A 21,404-nucleotide genomic window follows, 5' to 3' on the forward strand; every position below is an offset into this window, starting at 1 on the left:
AAGAACATGAACAGATATAGTTAGATAACTAGTTGATAAATAGACCTCAGGAGAGAAATTCGAAGCGTTATGTTTCACTTTTCAACACGAAATCACGTTGAACTATTCGTACTTTACAACTCGGCTCATTATTTTTCGGCTCACTTCACGCTGATTTATAAATTCATCAAAAAGACAGAAAACGATACTTGGCGAATATGAGATGTACGTGAAAATTTACAAACTGAATGTCTGCTAATTGATTTGATTGTCGAGTAATTAACCTAGTGACTCTTGTTGAGTAGAAGATATTGCTATAGTGTACTAGTCAGCTAGTTCATTGATATTTTGTGTGAGTGGTATGACACAACAAACTTCTTCTCAGCCTCGTGAGCATTTTGGTTCGCGCCTTGGATTCATCTTAGCGGCAGCAGGTGCTGCAGTGGGTCTAGGTAACATTTGGGGCTTTCCTACCCAAGCAGCAAGCAACGGCGGTGGCGCTTTCTTGTTGGTGTACTTGGTGATGATTCTTATCGTTGCATTCCCAATGCTGGTGGTTGAAATGGCGATCGGTCGTCATGGTCAAGCAAACCCAGTAGACAGCATGCGTTCTCTAACAGACAACCCTGTGGGCAAGAAGCTTGGCGGCCTAGTTGGTTGGATTGGCCTGAGTGTGCCAAGTGCGGTTTTGGCGTTTTACTCGATTGTAGGCGGCTGGTTGATCTGCTTTATGTTGGGTGCAGTGACCGACATCATGGGCATGGAAGCGGCAACGCAATGGTTGAAAGGCTTCAGCGTTGAACGCAACTTGTTCGGTACGATTACATTTTATGTATTAACCATTTTGATCGTACAAGGCGGCGTGAAACAGGGCATTGAGAAGTGGTCTACGCGCCTAATGCCAGCACTGTTTGTTCTGTTTGGTTTGCTGTTCATCTACATCATGACGCAAAACGGTGCGATGGAAGGTTTGAAGCACTACCTAGTGCCTGATTTCGAGAAAGTATGGGATCGCAAACTAATCCTTGCCGCAATGGGCCAAGGCTTCTTCTCTCTGACCATCGGTGGCTGTTCGATGCTTATCTATGGCTCTTACCTAAGTAAGAAAGAGAACCTGCCGAAGATGGCGATGAACGTGACTATGGTCGATACCGCCGTTGCCTTTATTGCTGGTCTAGTGGTGATGCCTGCAATGTTCGTTGCGATGCAAAAAGGTGTTCAAATCTATGCAGAAGATGGTTCGCTGTTAAGTTCAGATACACTGGTATTTACAGTTCTACCGCTGATGTTTGATAGCTTAGGTTTGCTTGGCCAACTGTTCTCAATTGTGTTCTTCTTACTACTGACGATCGCAGCACTGACGTCTTCTATCTCGATGCTTGAATGCCCGGTTGCACTGGTGGGTGAGCGGTTCAACACGAAACGCAGCACGACAAGCTGGGTATTGGGTGGCCTGATTGCGCTGTTCAGTGTGGTTATCGTATTTAACTTCGGCGCACTGTTTGGCATGGTAGCGACCATCGCAACGCAATATCTACAACCAATGGCGGCGCTATTGTTCTGTCTATTTGGTGGTTGGGTATGGAATCGTCACTCAAAAATCAAAGAGCTTGAGCAAGGTTGTCCTGAGTTCACTCAAGGTTGGTTCGGTAAGTTGTGGCCAGCATACGTGAAGTTTGTTTGTCCGATTCTGGTAGCGACCGTTATTTGGGCTTCGTTCGGCTAATCAGCTTACGCAAAGTACAAAAGAAAAGGGCTTGATGCATCCATCAAGCCCTTTTTTCTATTCGTTGTTTACGTTGTCCGTCGCGATGAGCGATTAACGGAACTGACCTGCGTCAGGCAGAAAGTCAAAACCTGCTGTTGCCAGCTTTGCTTCAAGTGCTGCGCGGTCGATATCAAAGAATGCAACCAGCTTATCCAGATCACCACCGAAGTCGTCACGTAGCTTCATGTTGACGATGCTCATCAGCATGATTGGGTCCATGGATTCGAAATTCGCTAGATTCATTACTTATCCTCGAAATCAGAGATCAGTAGGTTTGCCGCAGCGAACGCCGCTTTTTCACGAACGTCTTTTGGTAGAGATTCGTCTGCCGCAACGTCATTCAGTGCTCTTACGGCACACGAGATTGCTTGAGGCACGTAAGCTTGATCGCCACTACCGATTTGAGCGTAAAGCTCACGAACTAATTCACAACAGCCGTATACTTGCATGGCTAAATCCTTAATAAATGATAACTGCTCTCAAATATACACATAGCCGTTTTGAAACTCAAAGCAGAGAATTGTTTTGGCTCAAGTTAACAAGCAACTTGAGCAAACATTCATCACTGCAACTGTGCTTCCAATTGATGCGTCACTTCTGGCGCAAGGTTTAGCTGCTTAGCAAGTTCCTGCAAATACGCTTTTTCCATAAAGTTTTGCTCATCGGCCACAATCAGTGATGCCAGATATATTTCTGACGCCTGTTGTGGAGAGGTCGCTAAGCGTGCGATTTCTGCCGGATCGAGAGGCTTATGTAGCTCTTGATGAACCAACTGTCTTACACGATCATCTGCTCCCATTTCTGTCAGTGCTTGTTCGATGCGAGCCATTTCTTCTTCATCGACATGGCCATCGGCTTTGGCTGCACCAATCATGGCTTTAAGGATCAGTTTTGCATGTTTGTTGTCATCAGGATCGAAGGTTTCGTTGACGCCTTGTGTATCTTGCTTCGCTTGCCAATCGTTGTAGACTTTGTAAGCCAGAGCACCTAGTGCCGCTGCGCCACCGACTTTGAGTGCGCCCGTACCGACTTTCTTGGCCATCTTTTTGCTCTTTTTAGAGCCCATTAACATGCCGATAAGGCCACCACCAATCGCGCCTGCGCCAAGCGTTTTTAGCTGGCTAGAACTTGATGATGATTTGATATTGCTCGTTTGTTTACTAAGCGCATCGCTACCTTGTTTAAGTAGGTCTGATTTGAGTGCTTGGTTAAGAAGACTTTTTAGATCCATGAGTAACCTCCTTACTAGATTGAATCCAGTGTAAGGTGATAAATCTGAACCAAAGATTAACAACGCAAATATTAGAGAGGGTCTACACACTTAGAAAATCAGACGTAAAAAAGGGCTGACCGAAGCCAACCCTTTTCATCGCTATATCCAGCACAGTGTGCTTAGTGCAGCTTATTGTAGTTGAGCTTTTACGTGCTCAACGATGTCTGCCATTGCAACGGCTGTCTTCTCACCAGAGCGGCGGTTCTTGTACTCGAAGTTGCCTTCTTTCATTGAACGATCACCGATCACGATAGTGTGAGGAATACCGATAAGTTCCATATCAGAGAACATTACGCCTGGGCGCTCTTTACGGTCATCGAATAGTACTTCGATACCCATAGCCGTCAGTTCAGCGTACAGCTTCTCAGCTGCTTCTTTCACTTCTTCAGACTTGTGCATGTTCATAGGAACGATAGCCACTTGGAAAGGCGCTAGTGCGTCTGGCCAAATGATGCCGTATTTGTCGTGGTTTTGCTCGATTGCAGAAGCAACAACACGTGAAACACCGATACCGTAACAACCCATTTCTAGGATTACGTTCTTACCGTCAGGACCAAGAACACCACAGTTCATTGCTTCTGAGTAAACGTTACCTAGTTGGAAGATGTGACCAACTTCGATACCACGCTTAAGCATTAGCGTACCTCGACCACATGGGCTTGGATCGCCTTCTACTACGTTACGTAGATCTTCAACTTGGCCTAGTTCGACGTCACGACCCCAGTTGATACCGAAGTAGTGCTTACCGTCGATGTTTGCGCCTGCGCCGAAGTCGCTCATTACAGCAACAGAGCGGTCTACGATGAATGGCAGTTCAAGGCCAACAGGGCCAAGAGAACCAGCGCCAGCGCCGATAAGTGCACGCATTTCCTCTTCTGTTGCCATCTCTAGTGGAGAAGCAACTTGAGGTAGGTTTTCTGCTTTCACTTCGTTTAGCTCGTGGTCACCACGAACGATAAGAGCGATGATGTCAGCATCTACTTCATCAGACGCTTTCACGAATAGAGTTTTTACTGTCTTCTCGATTGCTAGACCGTGTTGCTCTACAAGCTCCGCGATTGTTTTCGCGTTTGGCGTATCAACCAGCGTCATCTCTTGAGTTGGTTCAGCGCGCTCACCTGCAGGTGCTGCCGCCTCTGCTTTTTCGATGTTCGCTGCGTAATCAGACTCCGTAGAGAATGCGATTAGGTCTTCGCCGCTTTCAGCAAGTACGTGGAACTCTTGAGAACCACTACCACCGATAGCGCCAGAGTCAGCAAGTACTGGACGGTACTCAAGACCCATGCGATCAAATGCTTTACAGTAAGCATCGTGCATCGCTTGGTAAGATTTCTCTAGACCTTCTTTGTCGATGTCGAAGCTGTATGCATCCATCATGCAGAATTCACGTGCACGCATTACGCCGAAACGAGGGCGACGCTCATCACGGAATTTAGTCTGGATTTGGTACAGGTTTAGCGGAAGCTGTTTGTAAGAGCTCACTTCGTTACGCACAAGGCTAGTGATCACTTCTTCAGCTGTAGGGCTAAGAACAAACGGACGAGTATGACGGTCAGTAAAGCGAAGTAGCTCAGGACCCATCTTCTCAGAACGACCTGTCTCTTCCCATAGTTCAAACGGCTGAACAACGGGCATCAAAGTTTCGACTGCACCTGCATTGTCGATTTCTTGACGAACGATGTTTTCGACTTTACGCAGCACACGTAGACCAGTAGGCAGCCAGGTGTAAAGACCTGAAGCCAGCTTACGGATCATACCCGCGCGTAGCATGAGCTGGTGGCTCACTACTTCTGCGTCGTTTGGAGTCTCCTTCAGAGTAGAAAGAAGATAATTACTGGTACGCATTAAATTTATCCGTTTATTAAAGTTAGATACTCAAGCCAGAATGGACAGGAGTATGAAGGTCCCACAAGGGGAAAATTGTTAGCCGCTTATAATATCAGCCAAATGCCTTTGTCAAAAGCTTTCAATCGCAGTAACTGTTATTAAGTTATCGCTAACCATGAACTTAACGTTCAGATCGAACAAATTTACCGCATATTCCTTATTGTCAGGCTTGTTTTTCTTGTAAGCCGGACGAGGATCTTGCGCCAGAACCTGCTCGATCACCGTTTTGACATACTCAGTATCGTCACGCTTTTCGAGTGCCGCCAGTGCCACAGAAGAGAAGTCGACCTGTGATTTTTCAGGTTCGTCTTCCGCATAACCACCTTGTGCCTCTGCAATAGAATCTGAGTAGGGGATGTATGGTTTGATATCAACAATTGGCGTGCCATCGACCAAGTCTACGTTACCAAGATCCAAATAGATCTGATCGCCTTGCTTGCTGATACCTTTAACTTCTACCGCTGACATACCAATGCCATTGGGACGAAAGGTCGAACGTGAAGCAAACACACCAATACGCTCATTGCCGCCCAAACGAGGTGGGCGCACCGTTGGTTTCCATCCGGCTTCTAAATTCTGATCAAACAAAAACAACAACCAAACATGAGAAAACTGCTCCAATCCGCGCACGGCTTCTGGGCTATTTGCTGTGCCTTGAAGTTTGACGCGTGAGCGCGCGGCTGGCACCAAACGAGGTTGGCGAGGGACAGCAAATTTCTCTTTGTATGGGCTTTCAATAACGCCAATAGGCTCAATGGAATACATGGATACGTTGTCTTATGCATGGGAGATGGAAGCTAAAGTACCACAAAATTCCGCTTGCTTTTTTGTTGATAATGATTCTTAATTGCATTGTTATAACGTAACAATTAATCGAAAGGACAATTAATATGAAACCAGGTATCCACCCAGAATACCGCCCCGTGGTATTTCACGACACAAGCGTAGATGAGTACTTTGTTGTGGGGTCGACACTACACACTGATCGCACTATCGAATGGAAAGATGGCAAAACTTATCCATATTTCACTCTCGATGTATCATCCGCTTCTCATCCGTTTTACACCGGTAAGCAACGTGTGGTTCAAGCGGAAGGTCGTATTGCGAACTTTAATCGTCGCTTTGGTCAATTTAATAAAGATAAGGACTAAGAGATGAAAGTTGTTAAATCATTAAAGAGCGCAAAAAGCCGACACCCTGATTGCCAAATCGTAAAAAGAAGAGGGCGTTTATACGTTATTTGTAAGTCGAACCCGCGCTTCAAGGCGGTGCAGAAATAACCATAAATATCGTAATAATTTATGGGATGTAGTTACTTATAATGCTGATTTATGATCTATATGTGGGTGATATAACTATATTTTTATCGATAATAGGTCATAAATCCGCCTTTAAGTTACATTCTGTAACGTTTTGAACTTTCACTTAACCCTTGTGTCGAGTACCCTGCGCAAGCTTTATGACATTTTTGTCACAAATGCGCAGGAATAAATACAAGGAGGGAACAGATGAGTTCATCTGCTTCAATGAAACAAAACTCGCCAAAGAAGCCACTATTCACGCGCTTCTTAGATACAGTTGAATATTTGGGGAACCTTTTACCCCACCCAATCACACTTTTCGCCATTTTCTGTCTTGCAATCCTAGTTATGTCCGGTATCGCGGGCTACTTTGAAGTCGCAGTCATGGATCCTCGCCCAGAAGGCGCACCGGGTCGTGCAGCGGACGGTATGATTCAAGTAATCAGTCTGCTCAATGCTGACGGCTTAGAACTGATTGTTACTAACCTAGTGAAAAACTTTGTTGGCTTCGCACCGTTAGGTACGGTTTTGGTTGCGATGCTTGGTGTTGCCATTGCAGAACATTCTGGACTACTTTCTGCTGCAATGCGTGGCCTAGTAATGGGCGCTTCTCAGCGCATGGTTACCGTTACTGTTGTTTTCGCAGGTATCATTTCAAACACGGCTTCTGAGCTTGGCTACGTGGTATTGATCCCACTAGCTGCAATGCTGTTCCACTCATTAGGTCGTCACCCACTTGCTGGTCTAGCAGCCGCATTTGCTGGTGTATCTGGTGGTTACTCAGCAAACCTACTGATTGGTACGGTTGACCCACTGCTTTCAGGTATCACTGAAACAGCTGCACAGATGATTGACCCAACTTACACGGTAGGCCCAGAAGTAAACTGGTACTTCATGTTTGTTTCTACCTTCTTTATCGCGATTACCGGTGCATTTGTAACGGAGAAAATCGTTGAGCCGAAACTTGGCAAATACAACGATGAAGAAGCAGCGGAAGACCTGTCTCAAGACAAGATGGGTACGCTGACTGACGTAGAGAAGAAAGGCCTTAAACTGGCGGGTATCGCTGTTCTAGCAGTATCGGCGCTACTGGCATGGACTATCGTTCCTGCTGATGGTGTTCTGCGTTCTGATGCAGGCACGGTTGCAGGCTCTCCATTCCTGAAGAGTATCGTAGCATTCATCTTTGTGTTCTTCGCGATTCCTGGTTTTGTGTACGGCCGAGTGGTTGGCACAATGAAAAACGATCGTGACGTGATTGACGCAATGTCGAAGTCAATGTCTTCAATGGGTATGTACATTGTATTGGTATTCTTCGCCGCTCAGTTTGTTGCTTTCTTCAAGTGGACTAACTTTGGTCAAGTATTCGCAGTAGCGGGTGCAGACTTCCTACAAAGCATCGGTCTAACTGGCCCAATGTTGTTCTTCGCATTCATCCTAATGTGTGGCTTCATTAACCTTATGATCGGCTCTGCATCGGCACAGTGGGCTGTAACAGCACCTATCTTCGTTCCTATGCTAATGCTTGTGGGTTACGCGCCAGAAACGATTCAGGCGGCTTACCGTATCGGTGACTCAACGACGAACATCATCACTCCAATGATGAGCTACTTCGGTCTTATCCTTGCGGTAGCAACACGCTATATGAAGAACCTAGGTATCGGTACGTTGATTGCGACCATGCTGCCATACTCAATCTGCTTTATCGTAGGTTGGAGTGTGCTGTTCTACCTATGGGTATTCGTATTTGGTCTACCAGTTGGTCCTGGTGCGGCTACGTACTACACGCCTTAATTGGCAACCTCACTCAGCTCTCAAAGCCTGCGTTTATCGCAGGCTTTTTTGTTTAAAGTCCGGCGAAGCGATAAGTTAGGCCGACTTCAAACGACCAGCCCACATCACGCTGAATTAAAGGGCTGTCGCTATCGTGATGCACAAACTCAGCTTTAGAAATGCCAATCCAAGATGGTGTGAACTCATACAAACCGATAATTCCCGCTTGATAAACAAAAGTAGAATCGGCTTTGAACTCGTTTAACCCAGATGCAGCGGCCTCTTGTGCAGAGACACTGTAAAGGTGGTGAGAGAGCTTTTTGTCACGATAGTCGACTTCAAAGTATGGAGTCAGGGTAAAAGGTGGCAACCAAGTTTCTAACGTCCGACCGAGATGCAATTGAATTTCATAGCCATTGTGTTCTGAAGTGACATCATGCAAATAAGTCAGTCTCGCGCCAACCGTTCCTAAGGTAATACCAAGCTCGCCATTACCATCGCGGTCGTTGATGCCATTTGGCAAATCGGCAAAGGTATCGGAGACTTCTGCAAAACGCCAATTGGCCGATACGCCGACGTAGGGTAATGCTTGCCAGTTGGCTAAGCTGCCATCGATAAAACCTATCGGTCCTGAATAAAACAGATTCGGTGTTGCACCAAATTGAGGGGTGTCTTTGACGGAAAACACGCTTTCGCCATAGGTGACACTGCCGCCAACAATGCCAAAAGACTCATTGTTAGCCAATGAAAGAGGGCTCGATAAAAGCAAAGTGAGAGAAAAGGCAATCCGTGACTTCATAAATAAAACTCCGTTCTTGTTCTAACAACAAAGAACGGAGTTTTGTGATTCCTATTTCATCAACGAATGAATTTCGTGCGGGGGATGAGGCGTAATCAACGCTTGGCAAGGATTCTATCGAGGTGGTTAGCGAACTCTCTGCGTTCCGTTTGAGACAAAGCTGCAGGGCCGCCAGTCTGAATGCCACTTGAGCGCATGGTGTCCATGAAATCACGGATATTCAAGCGCGCTTTGATGGTGTCTTTGGTATATAACTCGCCTCGTGAGCTCAGTGCTTGAGCACCTTTGCTGATCACTTCGTCTGCCAATGGAATATCAGAGGTGATCACTAAGTCATTGACTTCGACACGACGAACAATTTCATTGTCGGCAATATCAAAACCAGCAGGGACTTGCAAGGAGTGGATATTGGCACGTTTTGGTACAGGTACCACATGGTTGGCTACAAATGTACATTCAACGCCTGTGCGCTCAGCGGCGCGTACAATCGTCTCTCTGATTACTTTCGGACAAGCATCCGCATCTACCCACAGCTTCATGATGTTTTCTCATTGAGTTTTGCTTCCAGTTCCTCTACTCGAGCAACCAACTTCGCCACGGTATTCTCCAGCGCAACAATGCGATCTTCTTCTTTCGGAGTTTGTACCGCTACTTCCACTTTAGGGATACGGTTTGCGCTCTTCCAACTTTTGATGGTTGCGATTAATGCAGGCATCGGCACGGGCGTTTTCATTCGTGCTTTTACCAGTGCCACAGTGGGCTCTTTGCCTTGCTGCTGTAGCTGCTCCATCACGGCTTCCAGCTCTTTAGTGACGTCTTGAGTTAACATAATTTGTCCCTACTAAAATGACTTCTATCATCATACTTTGCGCGGTTGATTTTAGCGAATAGCAATTTCGGCAGTGCCTTGTGCGAGATCTCTCACACGGGTTGTGAGAGAAAACGATTTCGTCATCAGCCAAACAGAATATTTTATACTTAAGTGTATGAAAAATATCGTTTTAACATGCTGTTAACTAAGTTTTTCAACAAAAGATTTTCTCGGGTAGATTGTGATTTAAAAGGAAAAGCGTAAATTAAACCTTGTCGGCAGGAAGCAGACATGGAACAGGAAAGCACCAAGGATTTGGTCATCGTCAGGACGACGATTTGATTATTCAGGATGAGTGATCAAGCAAGGAGCGTAGGACATTGTAAGGATACATTCATCAATAGGATGTTGATGACTAAGGATAGACAATGGACCCCTCATAGGATTGAGGTAAGGACAGCATCAGGACGATGCAAAGGACACCGCTCAAGGAACAAGTGATGTGTGCTAACGGGGAATGTTAGCTATCAGGATGATAAGGACACCGCTAGGACGGCGACGTAAGGACTAAGCTGACGGATTCAGCCACTATTATGGATGATGCATGGAGCACTAATTAGTAGCCGGACTGCTGCGAGTAAGACTATGGCCCCGATACTTTTGTGTCGGGGTCTTTCTTATTTATCGCGCTTTCATATTTTTGGATGATTGAAAGTAGGCGATATCACATTATTTATAAATTCCTCATAACACTGAATAAAAAACAATCCAGATCAATATCCTTTCCAATCAGTTGGTTTAACTTTCGGCTTCTCTAAAAGGCGTTATGTGCCGCATACAAATCGATGGCTTTTCAATCGATAGCTCTTGAGCTTCTGCTATGCGGATAAATTAAGTTTGCTGTAATCAAGGAACAGATGTGACCATAGTAACCAGAAGAATGCTTCTTCTACCCTACAATGAGTCGTTGCAACTAGAGTTCGTGATGTTGAATTGCTGCGCTAAAAATCGCGCAGAGATGAATGGACCTCATACCGTGTCTTCTGCCAAACAGTTGTTTGAGAAGATTCTGGACGATGAGAATGTCCACAGTATGGCGGTGCTTGAGAGTACCAGCCGTGATTATATGGGACACGTGTTCATTTCAAACCTAGATCATGAACCAGAGCTAGGGTTTATCTTTGATAAAGCTTATTGGGGTAAAGGGTTAGCGACAGAAGCGCTAAAGGCGTTTTTCCCGAAAGCGTGCCGTGAGCTTGGGCTACACAAAGTCAAAGCAAATGTGAATAGCCACCACAAAGCATCCATGGCAGTGCTGGAAAAACTAGGATTTACAAAAACGAGAGAAAGCAAGGACCTTTACGGCCCTTACTTTGAAATGGAATTTACAAGCGATGTGGCGGTAGGTGAAAGTTCAGCGGCCTAAACCCGATCATCGTTAACTCACCTTGGTAGCAATCATCACCAAGGGATGAAAACTCAAATTGATACACTGTATGCCAACGCCAGATTCCGTCTGGCGTTTTCAATTTATGCGCACCAAATGCAATGCTGACCAATTGCAAATCTAACTGATCGCACTTACGCGAAATAGCCGCTTTTGCCAACTCTGACTGGCGTCGTTGTTGCCAAAACAAAAAACAAAAAAAGCACAGTCCTAAAATGGCTAGTAGGTCACCGATCATCCCTAATCCTTCATTATCCCTTTGTTGCTTGCTGCAGTTTGACTAATGCCGTCGCTAGCTCTTCCGATGGGCTAGAGTGCAGCAAAGGTAGCAATACCATTCTTAGCTCTGGCAGCATAACTAAATCGGCAAACAATTGATTAAATAGGGCTTGGTTCCCTGTTTGTGCGAGGCGCAGCAAAAATTGCTCAGCGACGTTAACGTCAGCGAGTAGGTGCCAAGTACGGCCAGCGATGCCGATCAATACTTCTTGGTGGCTCAAACGTGGGCTTTGTAAAATTGCCTTCAAGATTGGCAAGGAAATCTCGGTTGGTGCACCCGCCAGAGCTCGAATCAAAGCAGAGAGTAAGAACAAGTCAGGTTCGTTGCTTTCGATTTCTTGCTGCGCTTTCTCCGCAATGCGCTCTGCCAAACGTTCTTGTAGGTCGACATGTTCAAGCGCGCCGAGTAGGGCGTAAAGTGGTTCATTAGGCAAGTGGTTAAGCGCTTTACGCAAAGTCACGGCATTTTGCTCTTTGCCTAAGCGTGCAGCCATATCAGTGATGCCTTGTAGACCAACCGTTTGCCAGTTGTCCCAACCTAGGTCACCGGTAAAGTAGTGCTGAGTGTGCTCGTAATACTGGCTGGTGGGTAAGTCTAAGTTCGCGCGAACTTGACTGTGGAAGACTGCCATCTTTTCTTCTGCAGGTTTAAACGTGTATGGGTTGTTAGAAAGCTTTTGTTGTTGCTCTTCCGACATTTCCTCACTCAGGCGAGTACCCATCGCTTCAACGACGTATTTAATGAAGTTTCCGATGTCGGATTGCTTAAGCAAACCACGCTCATCCAGCTCAAACTTTAGAAACCAAATCCAAGGCTGCTTTTGCTCATTCCAGTACGCGATTGCGAGGTGCGCTTTACGCTGCATTGGGAATGGGTAAGGGCACTGGCCTTTTTCCACATCCGCAAACACTTGTGCATCGATGGTTTTGATACGACGACCAAGGTCGAAGATTTGATATTCACAATGGCTGTTGTTTAACAGCTGAGTGAGTGTTTGAATGTTTTCCATTAAATACGACATCCTAATGTTCTTTTCACAAGAAATGGTATCATTCTCGGCTAATTCAAGGTTCGAGGCGGAATTAATGGCAACAAACACCCAATTGATCGACTTACTTCAACAACTTGAAGCACAATTGCGCCATCATGATCTGTGGCAGCACACTATGCCATCGGAAAGAGCACTGCAAAGTACGGAACCATTTGCTATTGATACACTTCATCCGCATGAGTGGCTGCAGTGGATCTTTATTGCCCGTATGCATGCTTTAGTGGAAAGTAACCAACCTTTGCCACGTGGCTTTTCTATTGAGCCGTATTTTGCAGAAGCGTGGAAACAAGAGCCGCATTACGCCGAGCTATTAGTGACTATTCGAACCATCGACGAACTATGTAAGTAACCTCAATGTCAGAACAAGAAACATCACCATCCGTTGAACCCGTTGTATTAGAGATCGTTTATCAGGACGAGTACTTTGTTGCGGTCAACAAACCTGCCGGAATGCTAGTGCACCGTAGTTGGTTGGATAAGCATGAAACTCAATTCGTGATGCAAACGCTGCGCGATCAAATTGGTCAGCATGTGTTTCCACTGCATCGCTTGGATCGCCCAACTTCAGGTGTACTTGTGTTTGCTTTATCCAGTGAAGTTGCTTCACAAGTCATGCCTATGTTTGCTGAGCACAAGATGGAGAAAACCTATCATGCGATCGTTCGAGGCTGGATCGAGGAAGAAGGCGTACTGGATTACGCTCTGAAAGTCGAACTCGATAAGATTGCCGATAAGTTTGCTTCGCAAGAGAAAGAAGCACAAGAAGCAGTAACGGCATACAAACCGCTGGCAAAAGTGGAAGTACCTTATTCAACAGGTAAGTTCCCGACCACACGATACTGTTTGATGGAAATGAAGCCAAAGACAGGGCGTAAGCATCAGTTGCGTCGTCACATGGCTCACCTACGTCATCCAATCGTTGGTGATACGACACACGGTGATGGCAAGCACAACAAGTTGTACCGTACCGAATTCGACTCTCATCGACTGTTGCTGCATGCATCAGAGTTGCGCTTTGTGCATCCGTTTACCGATGAAGAAATCGTGATGAAAGCCAATATCGATGAAACTTGGCAGCAGTTATTTGCGAGATTTGAGTGGGATGCATCGTTGGTGCAATAAGCGGTTAGGTTGATCCGCTATTCGCTGTATTAAACAAAGAAAGGGGTTGGTATCGGTACCAACCCCTTTTTAATTTTTCAGTCTTAATGTTTTATTTCAGCTTTTCTAGATCCGCTTCGATCTCGGCGATCTTGCTGGAAACGACTTTCTCCAAGTGACGAAGATCAGAGAGAATCTTTTCTTTTACATCCACTTCAGCCACTTTCACAGGCTTGGTGATCTTGTTTAGCTCATCGATCACAAGCGTCAGGTTACGGTTGATTTCGGTTACTTCTTTGTATTTATGACTGCCGCTATCCACTAATACATTTTTAACTTGGCGTGGGTATTTGAACTTCACACTCTTAGCGAAAAACTCGCCTTTCTGTTTGTGAAAGTAGATCTTTAGGACGTCTTTGTGTGCTTCTTGGCGCAGGGAGTAACGTTCAATCTGTTTCGGGTCATGGATGCCCAAACCAGTGAGGTGTGGATACATAGGCTACCTCTGTATATTGAATTGGAGTCCATACAACTGTAGCAGCCCATTTATGAGCTAGATAGCTGATATTTAGTCAAATTGCTCAACTTGTGGGCAAGATCGCTATCGTTCTTGCCCACCTTAGTTGTTGATCAAGCGTTGGTTTTCTCTCAAGCCGAAACTGGGTCAGAGAGTTTTTCAATCAGCTTTTCACGCAGCTCGTCTTGTTGCTCTTCACTGAGCCTGCCGCCGGCTTCACTCGTCAGAATAAACAAGTCTTCAGCGCGCTCACCAATGGTGGTGATTTTTGCTGCATGAAGGTTAATTCCCAAATCAGCAAAGGTACGACCCACTTTCGCCAGAAGCCCCGGTGTATCGAGAGCGACAAACTCCATCAAAGTGCGTTTTTTGCTCTTGGTTGGCAGGAAGTCGACTTTGGTTTTAACGTTGAAATGCTGAAGTTTATTTGGTGTACGGCGCGTCTTTATTTTTGTCGGACGGCCATCTTCCAGTACATGCGTAATGTGTTTAGTCACTGCACTGTGACGACCTTCTTCAATCGCTTTACCGTGTTGGTCTAGTACCATAAAGGTATCGAGTACATAGCCATCTTTACTGGTCATGATTTGTGCGTCATGTACGTTAAAGTTGCGACGGTCAAGCTCAGCAACGACGGTAGCAAACAGCGCTGGTTGGTCTGGGCTGTAAACGAATACTTCGGTACCGCCACGTGTGGCCTTCTTACTGATCAGAACCAACGGCTTACTTGGATCTTCCATACGAAGTAAATGTTCGCAGTGCCAAGCGATTTGCTTGTGAGTGTGACGCAAGAAGTAATCGGCTTTAAAGCGTTGCCACAGTACTTCAATTTCACGAGCAGAGAAGCCTTCTTTGCGTAATAGGGCGGACGCCATTTGTTGGTTATGACGAATACGCTCACGCACATCTACAGGGTTTTCTAGGCCACGGCGCAGCGCGCGTTGGGTGGAATAGAATAACTCTGCGAGCAAGGTGCGCTTCCAGCTGTTCCAAAGCTCAGGGTTGGTCGCGCAGATATCGGCTACCGTCAGACACACAAGGTATTCAAGGTACTCCTCATCACGCACTTGCTTGGCAAACTCGGTAATCACGTCCGGATCGTAAATATCACGACGCTGTGCAGTTACGGACATCAATAAGTGATGCCTTACTAGCCAACTTACCAATTTCGCTTCTGGCTTAGACAAACCGTGCTCAATACAGAAGTCGTATGCTTCACCTTCGCCGATCACCGAATGGTCACCGCCACGCCCTTTACCGATATCATGGAAAATCGCGGCCAGAATCAGTAGCTCTTTCTTCTGAATTCGAGGATAAACTTCGCAGCAAATTGGATGTTTACTGTGGTTCTCGGCGTAGCTGAAGGTATTAATGTGCTTGAGTAGACGAATACTGTGCTCATCCACGGTATATACATGGAATAGGTCGAATTGCATCTGACCGACAATTTGGCTCCACTGCGGAAGGTATGCCGCTAGTACGCCAAGCTTGTGCATTAAACTGAACGCCTTATGCAGCGCATTTGGATGACGACACAGCGCCATAAACTTTTCACGCGCTTCTGGAATAGTGTGCAAGAACTTGTTCAATCGACGACGTGCAGTACGTAACTGACGCAACGTAGGAGGGCTCACGCCTTCAATGCTAGAATCATTGGCGATGTGCAGGAACATATCCAAAATGGTTTCAGGACGAGCTTGGAACAGTGCAGGTTTGCGAGCCTCGATCAGTGAACCACGGCGTTGGAAATCTTCGTCGATAATTTCAGCATCTTGCGATGCACCTCCGTTGATGATGGCTTGGTCGAACAGTTTGAGCAGCATCTTATTCAGCTCTGCCACACGACGCAGGGTGCGGTAGAACTCCTTCATCATCATTTCGACGCCGCGATTGCCTTCACCAACATAACCAAGATGCTCCGCGACTTGCGCTTGGTGGGCAAAGGTTAAACGGTTGTCATAACGACGAAGCTCAATATGTAGGGCGAAACGTACGCGCCATAAGAAATCCTGACATTCAACCAGCTCGCGGTATTCCGCATCGGTCAGGAAGCCATAGCGGCTCATCTCTAGTAACGAGGTTGCGCCAAAGTGACGACGTGCCACCCAGCTTAAAGTGTGAATATCACGCAAGCCACCCGGCGTGGACTTGATATCGGGTTCGAGGTTGTAAGTGGTGTCATGGTAGCGTGCGTGGCGTTCACGTTGCTCTTGAATCTTGGCGCGGTAAAAAGTTTCGCTTGGCCAGAAAGAATCAGACAACACCACTTTCTTTAAGGCTTGAAAGGTGTCTTCACTGCCGCAAAGCAAGCGCGCTTCTTGCAGGTTCGTAGCAACGGTTAAGTCTGAACGTCCAATCTCTGCACATTCATCAACAGTGCGCACTGCGTGGCCGACTTCTAGGCGTAAATCCCACAATAGGGTAATGAACTCACTGATTTTAGCTTCCAGAGCATTTGGCAGCTTGTTCTGCGACAGAATCAAAATGTCGATATCAGACAGAGGATGTAATTCACCACGTCCGTAACCACCGACGGCAACTAAGGAAATATTATGGATGTCTTTGAATCCAAAGTGTTGCCACAAACGATTGAGGAGTAAATCCATGTACTCAGCACGTGACAAAACAAGGTTGGTCACAGGGTGGTGCTGTAGAAATTCTTCTTTTTGGTATGAACTGAATTTTTCGAGTTCTTGCTTAAGTTCGCCGATGTTTATCTGTTCATCGGTAAACGTAAGAGGTGACTGAAGGGTCATATTTGCTATCCGTGCAAGCCAAAACTATTAGCAATCTAACAAATTTGCTGCAGATAAAAAATATCCCCGCATGGGCGGGGATATGGAAAGTGATGGGCGATTAAACGTTTTTCATCATTCGTGGAATGGTATCGTCGCTGCGAAGTGTTAGTACTTCACAACCTTCTTTAGTTACCACGATAGTGTGTTCCCACTGTGCAGAGTTTTTACCGTCACCAGTGTAAACCGTCCAATCATCTTGAGCATCAACAGTACAACCGAATTTACCCGCGTTGATCATTGGCTCGATAGTAAAACACATGCCTTCTTTTAGTACGCGGCGGTCTTTGTTCTTGTAGTGAACCACTTGTGGCTCTTCGTGGAACTCATCACCGATGCCGTGACCGCAGAAGTCTTTCACGATAGAGAACTTGTTGCGTGGGTTGTTCTTGTTGTTCTCTTTGATGTACTTCTCGATTGCTGTACCGATATCACCAACCGTTGCACCAGGCTTAACTTGACGCATACCGATGTACAGAGATTCTTGAGCAACCATACACAGACGTTTGTTTGCTGGAGATACATCACCAACTAGGAACATCTTAGAAGTGTCACCGTGGTAACCTTGTGGACGAACGCTTAGATCTGCGTTTTCATCGTTAGGTACGATAACCGTGATATCAACGTTAATGATGTCGCCATCTTTAAGTACAGCTGGCTTCATTTGGCCATTTGCACCTTTTTCATCTTCTGTCGCAGGGATGCCGTGACAAACGATGTGGTTGATTGACGTACAGATTGATTTAGGGAATCCATGGTAATCAAGCGGTGCAGAGTAAGCGCCTCGCTCTAGAGCGTAATCGTGACAGATTTTGTTTAATTCGTCTGTCGTCACACCCGCCTTGATGTGCGGTTCGATCATTTCTAGAGTGTCTGCGGCTAGCTTGCCCGCAATACGCATGCGTTCGATTTCTTCAGCAGTTTTAATCTTGATTGACATTGGCTTTCTCTACTTATTCGTAAGCACGTAAACGTGCGAATGCGCGCATTCTATCAGACATCTTGCGGTTAACCCAAGCCAGTTAAGAATATGAGTCATTCTTACTTGTAGTCTAGTCATGGAATTTAGAAGAGAGTAGGGATAGGTGTGATAGGTAAATTAGAATTGTAAGAAACAATTTTTACTAGCCATCTTAGGCTAAAATATGGTATAAAGCGCGCCGGAATCGAGGACTGTTCTCTTTACTTTTCATTAGAAGAGTAGCGAAGCAAGCTTCTTCCAATTAACTTTTATCTTTAAATCACACACATTCCGTCACATGTTCCGGGGTGCTGAGCAGAAGCTTGGTCGGAATTATGGGGGATGTGGAGGCCTAACCCCATAGAGGATTTTAAAATGGCAACTGTATCAATGCGCGATATGCTGAAAGCTGGTGTTCACTTCGGTCACCAAACTCGTTACTGGAACCCAAAAATGAAGCCATTCATCTTTGGTGCTCGTAACCGCGTTCACATCATCAACCTAGAAAAAACTGTACCAATGTTCAACGAAGCTCTAGCTGAACTAGCTAAAGTTGGCGAGAAAAAAGGTAAAGTTCTATTCGTAGGTACTAAGCGCGCTGCATCTGAAGCTGTTAAAGAAGCTGCAATCGCAAGCAACCAATACTACGTTAACAACCGTTGGTTGGGCGGCATGCTAACGAACTACAAAACAGTTCGTCAGTCTATCAAGCGTCTAAAAGATTTCGAAGCACAAGCACAAGACGGTACTTTCGAAAAACTAACTAAGAAAGAAGCTCTAATGCGTACTCGTGAAATGGAGAAGCTAGAGAAATCTCTTGGTGGTATCAAAGATATGGGCGGCCTACCAGACGCTCTATTCGTAATCGACGCTGATCACGAGCACATTGCAATTAAAGAAGCTAACAACCTAGGTATTCCAGTATACGCTGTGGTAGATACTAACTCTAACCCAGACGGCGTTGACTACATCATCCCAGGTAACGACGACGCGATCCGCGCAGTTCAACTATACCTAAACGCTGCAGCATCTGCAGTGTCTGAAGGTCGCAACAAAGACGTTGCAGCAGTTGCTGAAAAAGACGGTTTCGTAGAAGCTGAATAATAACGGCTCTGTGTCACACTTAGTCTATGTGAAACCTTGTTGTAGCATAGACTGAGTTATAGTTAGCAATGGGGGCCGACAATGTAGGCCCCTGTTTTTTACCTTATTTCGAATCAAACGAGGAATAGAGAATGGCAACTGTAACTGCTGCTCTAGTTAAAGAACTTCGCGAGCGCACTGGCGCTGGCATGATGGAATGTAAAAAAGCGCTTGTAGAAGCAAACGCTGACATCGAACTAGCAATTGAAAACATGCGTAAATCAGGCGCAGCGAAAGCAGCTAAAAAAGCTGGTAACGTTGCAGCTGAAGGCGCAATCATCATCAAAGAAGAAAACGGCGTTGCTGTTCTTCTTGAAGTTAACTGCCAAACTGACTTCGTTGCTAAAGACGGTAACTTCACTGCATTCGCAGACAAAGTAGCACTTGACGCTCTAGCGACTAAAGCTACTGCTGAAGAGCTAGTTGCTAAGTTCGAAGAAGAGCGCGTAGCTCTAGTTGCTAAAATCGGCGAAAACATCAACATCCGTCGCGTTGCTTACGTTGAAGGTACTGCAATCGCTTCTTACCGTCACGGCGAGAAAATCGGTGTTGTTGTTGCTGGTGAAGGCGACGCAGAAACTCTTAAGCACGTTGCAATGCACGTTGCTGCTTCTAAGCCTGAGTTCGTTAACCCAGAAGACGTACCAGCTGACGTAGTTGCTAAAGAGAAAGAAGTTCAAGTTGAAATCGCTATGAACGAAGGCAAGCCACAAGAGATCGCTGAGAAGATGGTTATCGGCCGCATGAAGAAATTCACTGGCGAAATCTCTCTAACTGGTCAAGCTTTCATCATGGAACCTAAGAAATCTGTTGGCGAAATGCTAAAAGAGAAAGGTGCTTCTGTTGCTACATTCGTTCGCCTAGAAGTAGGTGAAGGTATCGAGAAAGCAGCTGAAATGAGCTTCGCTGAAGAAGTAGCACTAGCTCAAAAAGGTTAATCCTTAGCGACTTGTGTAAATATTAGACCGTAGCCTAGGCTGCGGTCTTTTTACGAAAAGAGCGGGCAAAATTAGCCGTGATGAATAGCTATAAGTGACCTTGTGTCTATTCATGACTGTTAATCGACAACTCTCTTTGGAAGGTAAACTCCATGACTACGAACCCTAAACCAGCATATCAACGTATTCTATTAAAACTAAGTGGTGAAGCTCTTCAAGGTGAAGAAGGTTTTGGTATTGATCCAGCGGTTCTTGACCGTATGGCTCAAGAAGTGAAAGAGCTGGTTGAACTGGGTGTTCAAGTTGGTGTGGTAATCGGCGGTGGTAACCTGTTCCGTGGTGCAGGTCTTGCAGAAGCGGGTATGAACCGCGTAGTAGGCGACCACATGGGTATGCTTGCAACAGTAATGAACGGTCTAGCAATGCGTGACGCACTTCACCGTGCTTATGTAAACGCTCGCGTAATGTCTGCAATTCCGCTAAAAGGTGTGTGTGACGATTACAACTGGGCAGACGCTATCCGCGAACTTCGCCAAGGCCGTGTAGTTATCTTCTCTGCAGGTACTGGTAACCCATTCTTCACTACAGATTCAGCAGCGTGTCTACGCGGTATCGAAATCGAAGCTGACGTAGTTCTAAAAGCAACGAAAGTTGATGGTGTATTTACTGCTGACCCAGTAGCAAACCCAGACGCAGAGCTGTATGATAAGCTATCTTACACTGAAATTCTGGATAAAGAATTGAAAGTAATGGACTTGGCTGCGTTCACACTTGCTCGTGACCACAAAATGCCAATCCGCGTATTTAACATGAATAAGCCAGGCGCACTACGTCGCGTGGTAATGGGTGAAGCTGAAGGCACGTTGATCTGCGCTGACGCGTAAATCTCAACGCCATTCAACAAGAGATATTGGATGGCGTTTCGCTTTGCTTAAGCCCTTTAAGCTTTCTTCATGAAAGATGACATTTTTAAGGTGAAACCGTGATTAACGAAATCAATAAAGACGCGCAAGAGCGCATGGACAAAAGCGTTGAAGCGCTAAAGAACAACCTTTCTAAAGTTCGTACTGGCCGCGCACACCCAAGCCTACTATCTGGTATCTCTGTAGAGTACTACGGTGCGCCGACTCCTCTTAACCAAGTAGCGAACGTTGTTGCTGAAGACGCACGTACTCTAGCAATTACTGTATTCGACAAAGAGCTAACTCAAAAAGTTGAGAAAGCGATCATGATGTCTGACCTTGGTCTAAACCCAATGTCTGCTGGCACAATCATCCGCGTTCCACTTCCACCGCTAACGGAAGAGCGTCGTAAAGACCTAGTTAAGATCGTTCGTGGTGAAGCTGAAGGCGCACGTGTTGCTGTTCGTAACATCCGTCGTGACGCAAACAGCGACCTAAAAGGTCTTCTAAAAGATAAAGAAATCTCTGAAGACGAAGATCGTAAAGCACAAGACGAAATTCAAAAACTGACTGACGTAGCAGTTAAGAAGATCGACGAAGTTCTTGCTGCTAAAGAAAAAGAGTTGATGGAAGTTTAATACTCCCACCTACATCACTGTTGGAAAACGCTGTGCTCAC

Annotated in this window: 24 protein-coding genes; 11 read left to right on the plus strand and 13 right to left on the minus strand. The window is 45.8% G+C overall.

Going from position 1 to position 21,404, the window contains the following annotated elements:
* Positions 1–340: 340 nt before the first annotated feature.
* Complete coding sequence (locus KIT90_RS22160; protein WP_005436738.1) at positions 341–1,705, plus strand: sodium-dependent transporter; 1,365 nt, start codon at positions 341–343, stop codon at positions 1,703–1,705.
* A 93-nt stretch (positions 1,706–1,798) separates the two neighbouring features.
* On the opposite strand, the gene KIT90_RS22165 is transcribed toward KIT90_RS22160, so the two are convergent.
* The 5 genes from KIT90_RS22165 to tsaA all read right to left on the minus strand — a co-directional run bounded on the left by KIT90_RS22165 (position 1,799) and on the right by tsaA (position 5,672).
* Positions 1,799–1,990, minus strand: a complete 192-nt coding sequence (locus tag KIT90_RS22165) for a DUF4250 domain-containing protein (protein ID WP_010449802.1) — start codon at positions 1,988–1,990, stop codon at positions 1,799–1,801.
* Positions 1,990–2,196, minus strand: coding sequence for a YaeP family protein (locus KIT90_RS22170; RefSeq protein WP_005529380.1), 207 nt, complete (start codon positions 2,194–2,196; stop codon positions 1,990–1,992). Before KIT90_RS22170 ends, KIT90_RS22165 begins: the two co-directional genes overlap by 1 nt.
* Positions 2,197–2,309: 113 nt before the next feature.
* Positions 2,310–2,978: a tellurite resistance TerB family protein gene (locus tag KIT90_RS22175; protein ID WP_285378745.1), complete on the minus strand. Its 669-nt coding sequence runs from the start codon at positions 2,976–2,978 to the stop codon at positions 2,310–2,312.
* 171 nt (positions 2,979–3,149) lie between these two features.
* Positions 3,150–4,865 carry a proline--tRNA ligase gene (locus tag KIT90_RS22180; RefSeq protein WP_285378747.1) on the minus strand — a complete coding sequence of 572 codons (1,716 nt, stop codon included), beginning with the start codon at positions 4,863–4,865 and terminating at the stop codon, positions 3,150–3,152.
* A gap of 111 nt (positions 4,866–4,976) precedes the next feature.
* Positions 4,977–5,672: a tRNA (N6-threonylcarbamoyladenosine(37)-N6)-methyltransferase TrmO gene (gene tsaA, locus KIT90_RS22185; RefSeq protein ID WP_132697947.1), complete on the minus strand. Its 696-nt coding sequence runs from the start codon at positions 5,670–5,672 to the stop codon at positions 4,977–4,979.
* A gap of 125 nt (positions 5,673–5,797) precedes the next feature.
* Between tsaA and KIT90_RS22190 the strand changes: the two genes are divergently transcribed.
* The 3 genes from KIT90_RS22190 (at position 5,798) to KIT90_RS22200 (ending at position 8,002) form a co-directional block, all read left to right on the plus strand.
* Positions 5,798–6,058, plus strand: a complete 261-nt coding sequence (locus KIT90_RS22190; protein WP_009707432.1) for a type B 50S ribosomal protein L31 — start codon at positions 5,798–5,800, stop codon at positions 6,056–6,058.
* 3 nt (positions 6,059–6,061) lie between these two features.
* Positions 6,062–6,187 (plus strand): type B 50S ribosomal protein L36, encoded by a 126-nt coding sequence (gene ykgO / locus KIT90_RS22195; RefSeq protein WP_009847431.1) that lies wholly within the window; start codon positions 6,062–6,064, stop codon positions 6,185–6,187.
* Positions 6,188–6,415: 228 nt separating this feature from the next.
* Positions 6,416–8,002 carry an AbgT family transporter gene (locus KIT90_RS22200; RefSeq protein ID WP_009707431.1) on the plus strand — a complete coding sequence of 529 codons (1,587 nt, stop codon included), beginning with the start codon at positions 6,416–6,418 and terminating at the stop codon, positions 8,000–8,002.
* 52 nt (positions 8,003–8,054) lie between these two features.
* Here KIT90_RS22200 and KIT90_RS22205 read toward each other — a convergent pair whose 3' ends face one another.
* The 3 genes from KIT90_RS22205 to KIT90_RS22215 all read right to left on the minus strand — a co-directional run bounded on the left by KIT90_RS22205 (position 8,055) and on the right by KIT90_RS22215 (position 9,609).
* On the minus strand, positions 8,055–8,780 hold the full coding sequence (locus tag KIT90_RS22205; protein WP_285378755.1) for a MipA/OmpV family protein: 726 nt from the start codon (positions 8,778–8,780) through the stop codon (positions 8,055–8,057).
* A gap of 95 nt (positions 8,781–8,875) precedes the next feature.
* A complete protein-coding gene (locus KIT90_RS22210; protein WP_258472773.1) occupies positions 8,876–9,319 on the minus strand; it encodes a YaiI/YqxD family protein in 444 nt (147 codons plus the stop codon).
* Positions 9,316–9,609 (minus strand): hypothetical protein, encoded by a 294-nt coding sequence (locus tag KIT90_RS22215; RefSeq protein WP_009707429.1) that lies wholly within the window; start codon positions 9,607–9,609, stop codon positions 9,316–9,318. Before KIT90_RS22215 ends, KIT90_RS22210 begins: the two co-directional genes overlap by 4 nt.
* Positions 9,610–10,531: 922 nt before the next feature.
* On the opposite strand from KIT90_RS22215, the gene KIT90_RS22220 reads away from it, so the two are divergent.
* Complete coding sequence (locus tag KIT90_RS22220) at positions 10,532–11,017, plus strand: GNAT family N-acetyltransferase (RefSeq protein WP_005436752.1); 486 nt, start codon at positions 10,532–10,534, stop codon at positions 11,015–11,017.
* Here KIT90_RS22220 and KIT90_RS22225 read toward each other — a convergent pair.
* Both KIT90_RS22225 and KIT90_RS22230 read right to left on the minus strand, forming a co-directional pair.
* A complete protein-coding gene (locus KIT90_RS22225; protein WP_009707427.1) occupies positions 10,977–11,276 on the minus strand; it encodes a DUF3301 domain-containing protein in 300 nt (99 codons plus the stop codon). The genes KIT90_RS22220 and KIT90_RS22225 overlap by 41 nt on opposite strands.
* A 13-nt stretch (positions 11,277–11,289) precedes the next feature.
* Positions 11,290–12,327: a DUF3549 family protein gene (locus KIT90_RS22230; RefSeq protein ID WP_285378816.1), complete on the minus strand. Its 1,038-nt coding sequence runs from the start codon at positions 12,325–12,327 to the stop codon at positions 11,290–11,292.
* A 76-nt stretch (positions 12,328–12,403) separates the two neighbouring features.
* Between KIT90_RS22230 and KIT90_RS22235 the strand changes: the two genes are divergently transcribed.
* Positions 12,404–12,718, plus strand: a complete 315-nt coding sequence (locus tag KIT90_RS22235; RefSeq protein ID WP_264403565.1) for a YqcC family protein — start codon at positions 12,404–12,406, stop codon at positions 12,716–12,718.
* Positions 12,719–12,723: 5 nt separating this feature from the next.
* Positions 12,724–13,491, plus strand: coding sequence for a tRNA pseudouridine(65) synthase TruC (gene truC / locus KIT90_RS22240; protein WP_005436758.1), 768 nt, complete (start codon positions 12,724–12,726; stop codon positions 13,489–13,491).
* Between the two features lie 91 nt (positions 13,492–13,582).
* On the opposite strand, the gene KIT90_RS22245 is transcribed toward truC, so the two are convergent.
* From KIT90_RS22245 to map, 3 genes are all read right to left on the minus strand, one after another.
* Complete coding sequence (locus KIT90_RS22245; RefSeq protein WP_005436760.1) at positions 13,583–13,966, minus strand: DUF3461 family protein; 384 nt, start codon at positions 13,964–13,966, stop codon at positions 13,583–13,585.
* A gap of 152 nt (positions 13,967–14,118) precedes the next feature.
* On the minus strand, positions 14,119–16,743 hold the full coding sequence (gene glnD / locus KIT90_RS22250) for a bifunctional uridylyltransferase/uridylyl-removing protein GlnD (protein ID WP_009707424.1): 2,625 nt from the start codon (positions 16,741–16,743) through the stop codon (positions 14,119–14,121).
* Between the two features lie 100 nt (positions 16,744–16,843).
* A complete protein-coding gene (gene map, locus KIT90_RS22255; protein WP_285378756.1) occupies positions 16,844–17,722 on the minus strand; it encodes a type I methionyl aminopeptidase in 879 nt (292 codons plus the stop codon).
* A 396-nt stretch (positions 17,723–18,118) separates the two neighbouring features.
* On the opposite strand from map, the gene rpsB reads away from it, so the two are divergent.
* The 4 genes from rpsB (at position 18,119) to frr (ending at position 21,364) form a co-directional block, all read left to right on the plus strand.
* Positions 18,119–18,847: a 30S ribosomal protein S2 gene (rpsB, locus tag KIT90_RS22260; RefSeq protein ID WP_005529366.1), complete on the plus strand. Its 729-nt coding sequence runs from the start codon at positions 18,119–18,121 to the stop codon at positions 18,845–18,847.
* Between the two features lie 131 nt (positions 18,848–18,978).
* Positions 18,979–19,824, plus strand: a complete 846-nt coding sequence (gene tsf / locus KIT90_RS22265) for a translation elongation factor Ts (RefSeq protein ID WP_005436775.1) — start codon at positions 18,979–18,981, stop codon at positions 19,822–19,824.
* A 152-nt stretch (positions 19,825–19,976) separates the two neighbouring features.
* Positions 19,977–20,708, plus strand: coding sequence for a UMP kinase (gene pyrH / locus KIT90_RS22270; RefSeq protein ID WP_005436777.1), 732 nt, complete (start codon positions 19,977–19,979; stop codon positions 20,706–20,708).
* A gap of 98 nt (positions 20,709–20,806) precedes the next feature.
* Positions 20,807–21,364: a ribosome recycling factor gene (gene frr / locus KIT90_RS22275; RefSeq protein WP_005436779.1), complete on the plus strand. Its 558-nt coding sequence runs from the start codon at positions 20,807–20,809 to the stop codon at positions 21,362–21,364.
* The last annotated feature ends 40 nt before the right edge of the window (positions 21,365–21,404 follow it).

The sequence above is a fragment of the Vibrio sp. B172a genome (genome assembly GCF_030248355.1).
Classification (GTDB): Bacteria; Pseudomonadota; Gammaproteobacteria; order Enterobacterales; family Vibrionaceae; genus Vibrio; species Vibrio owensii.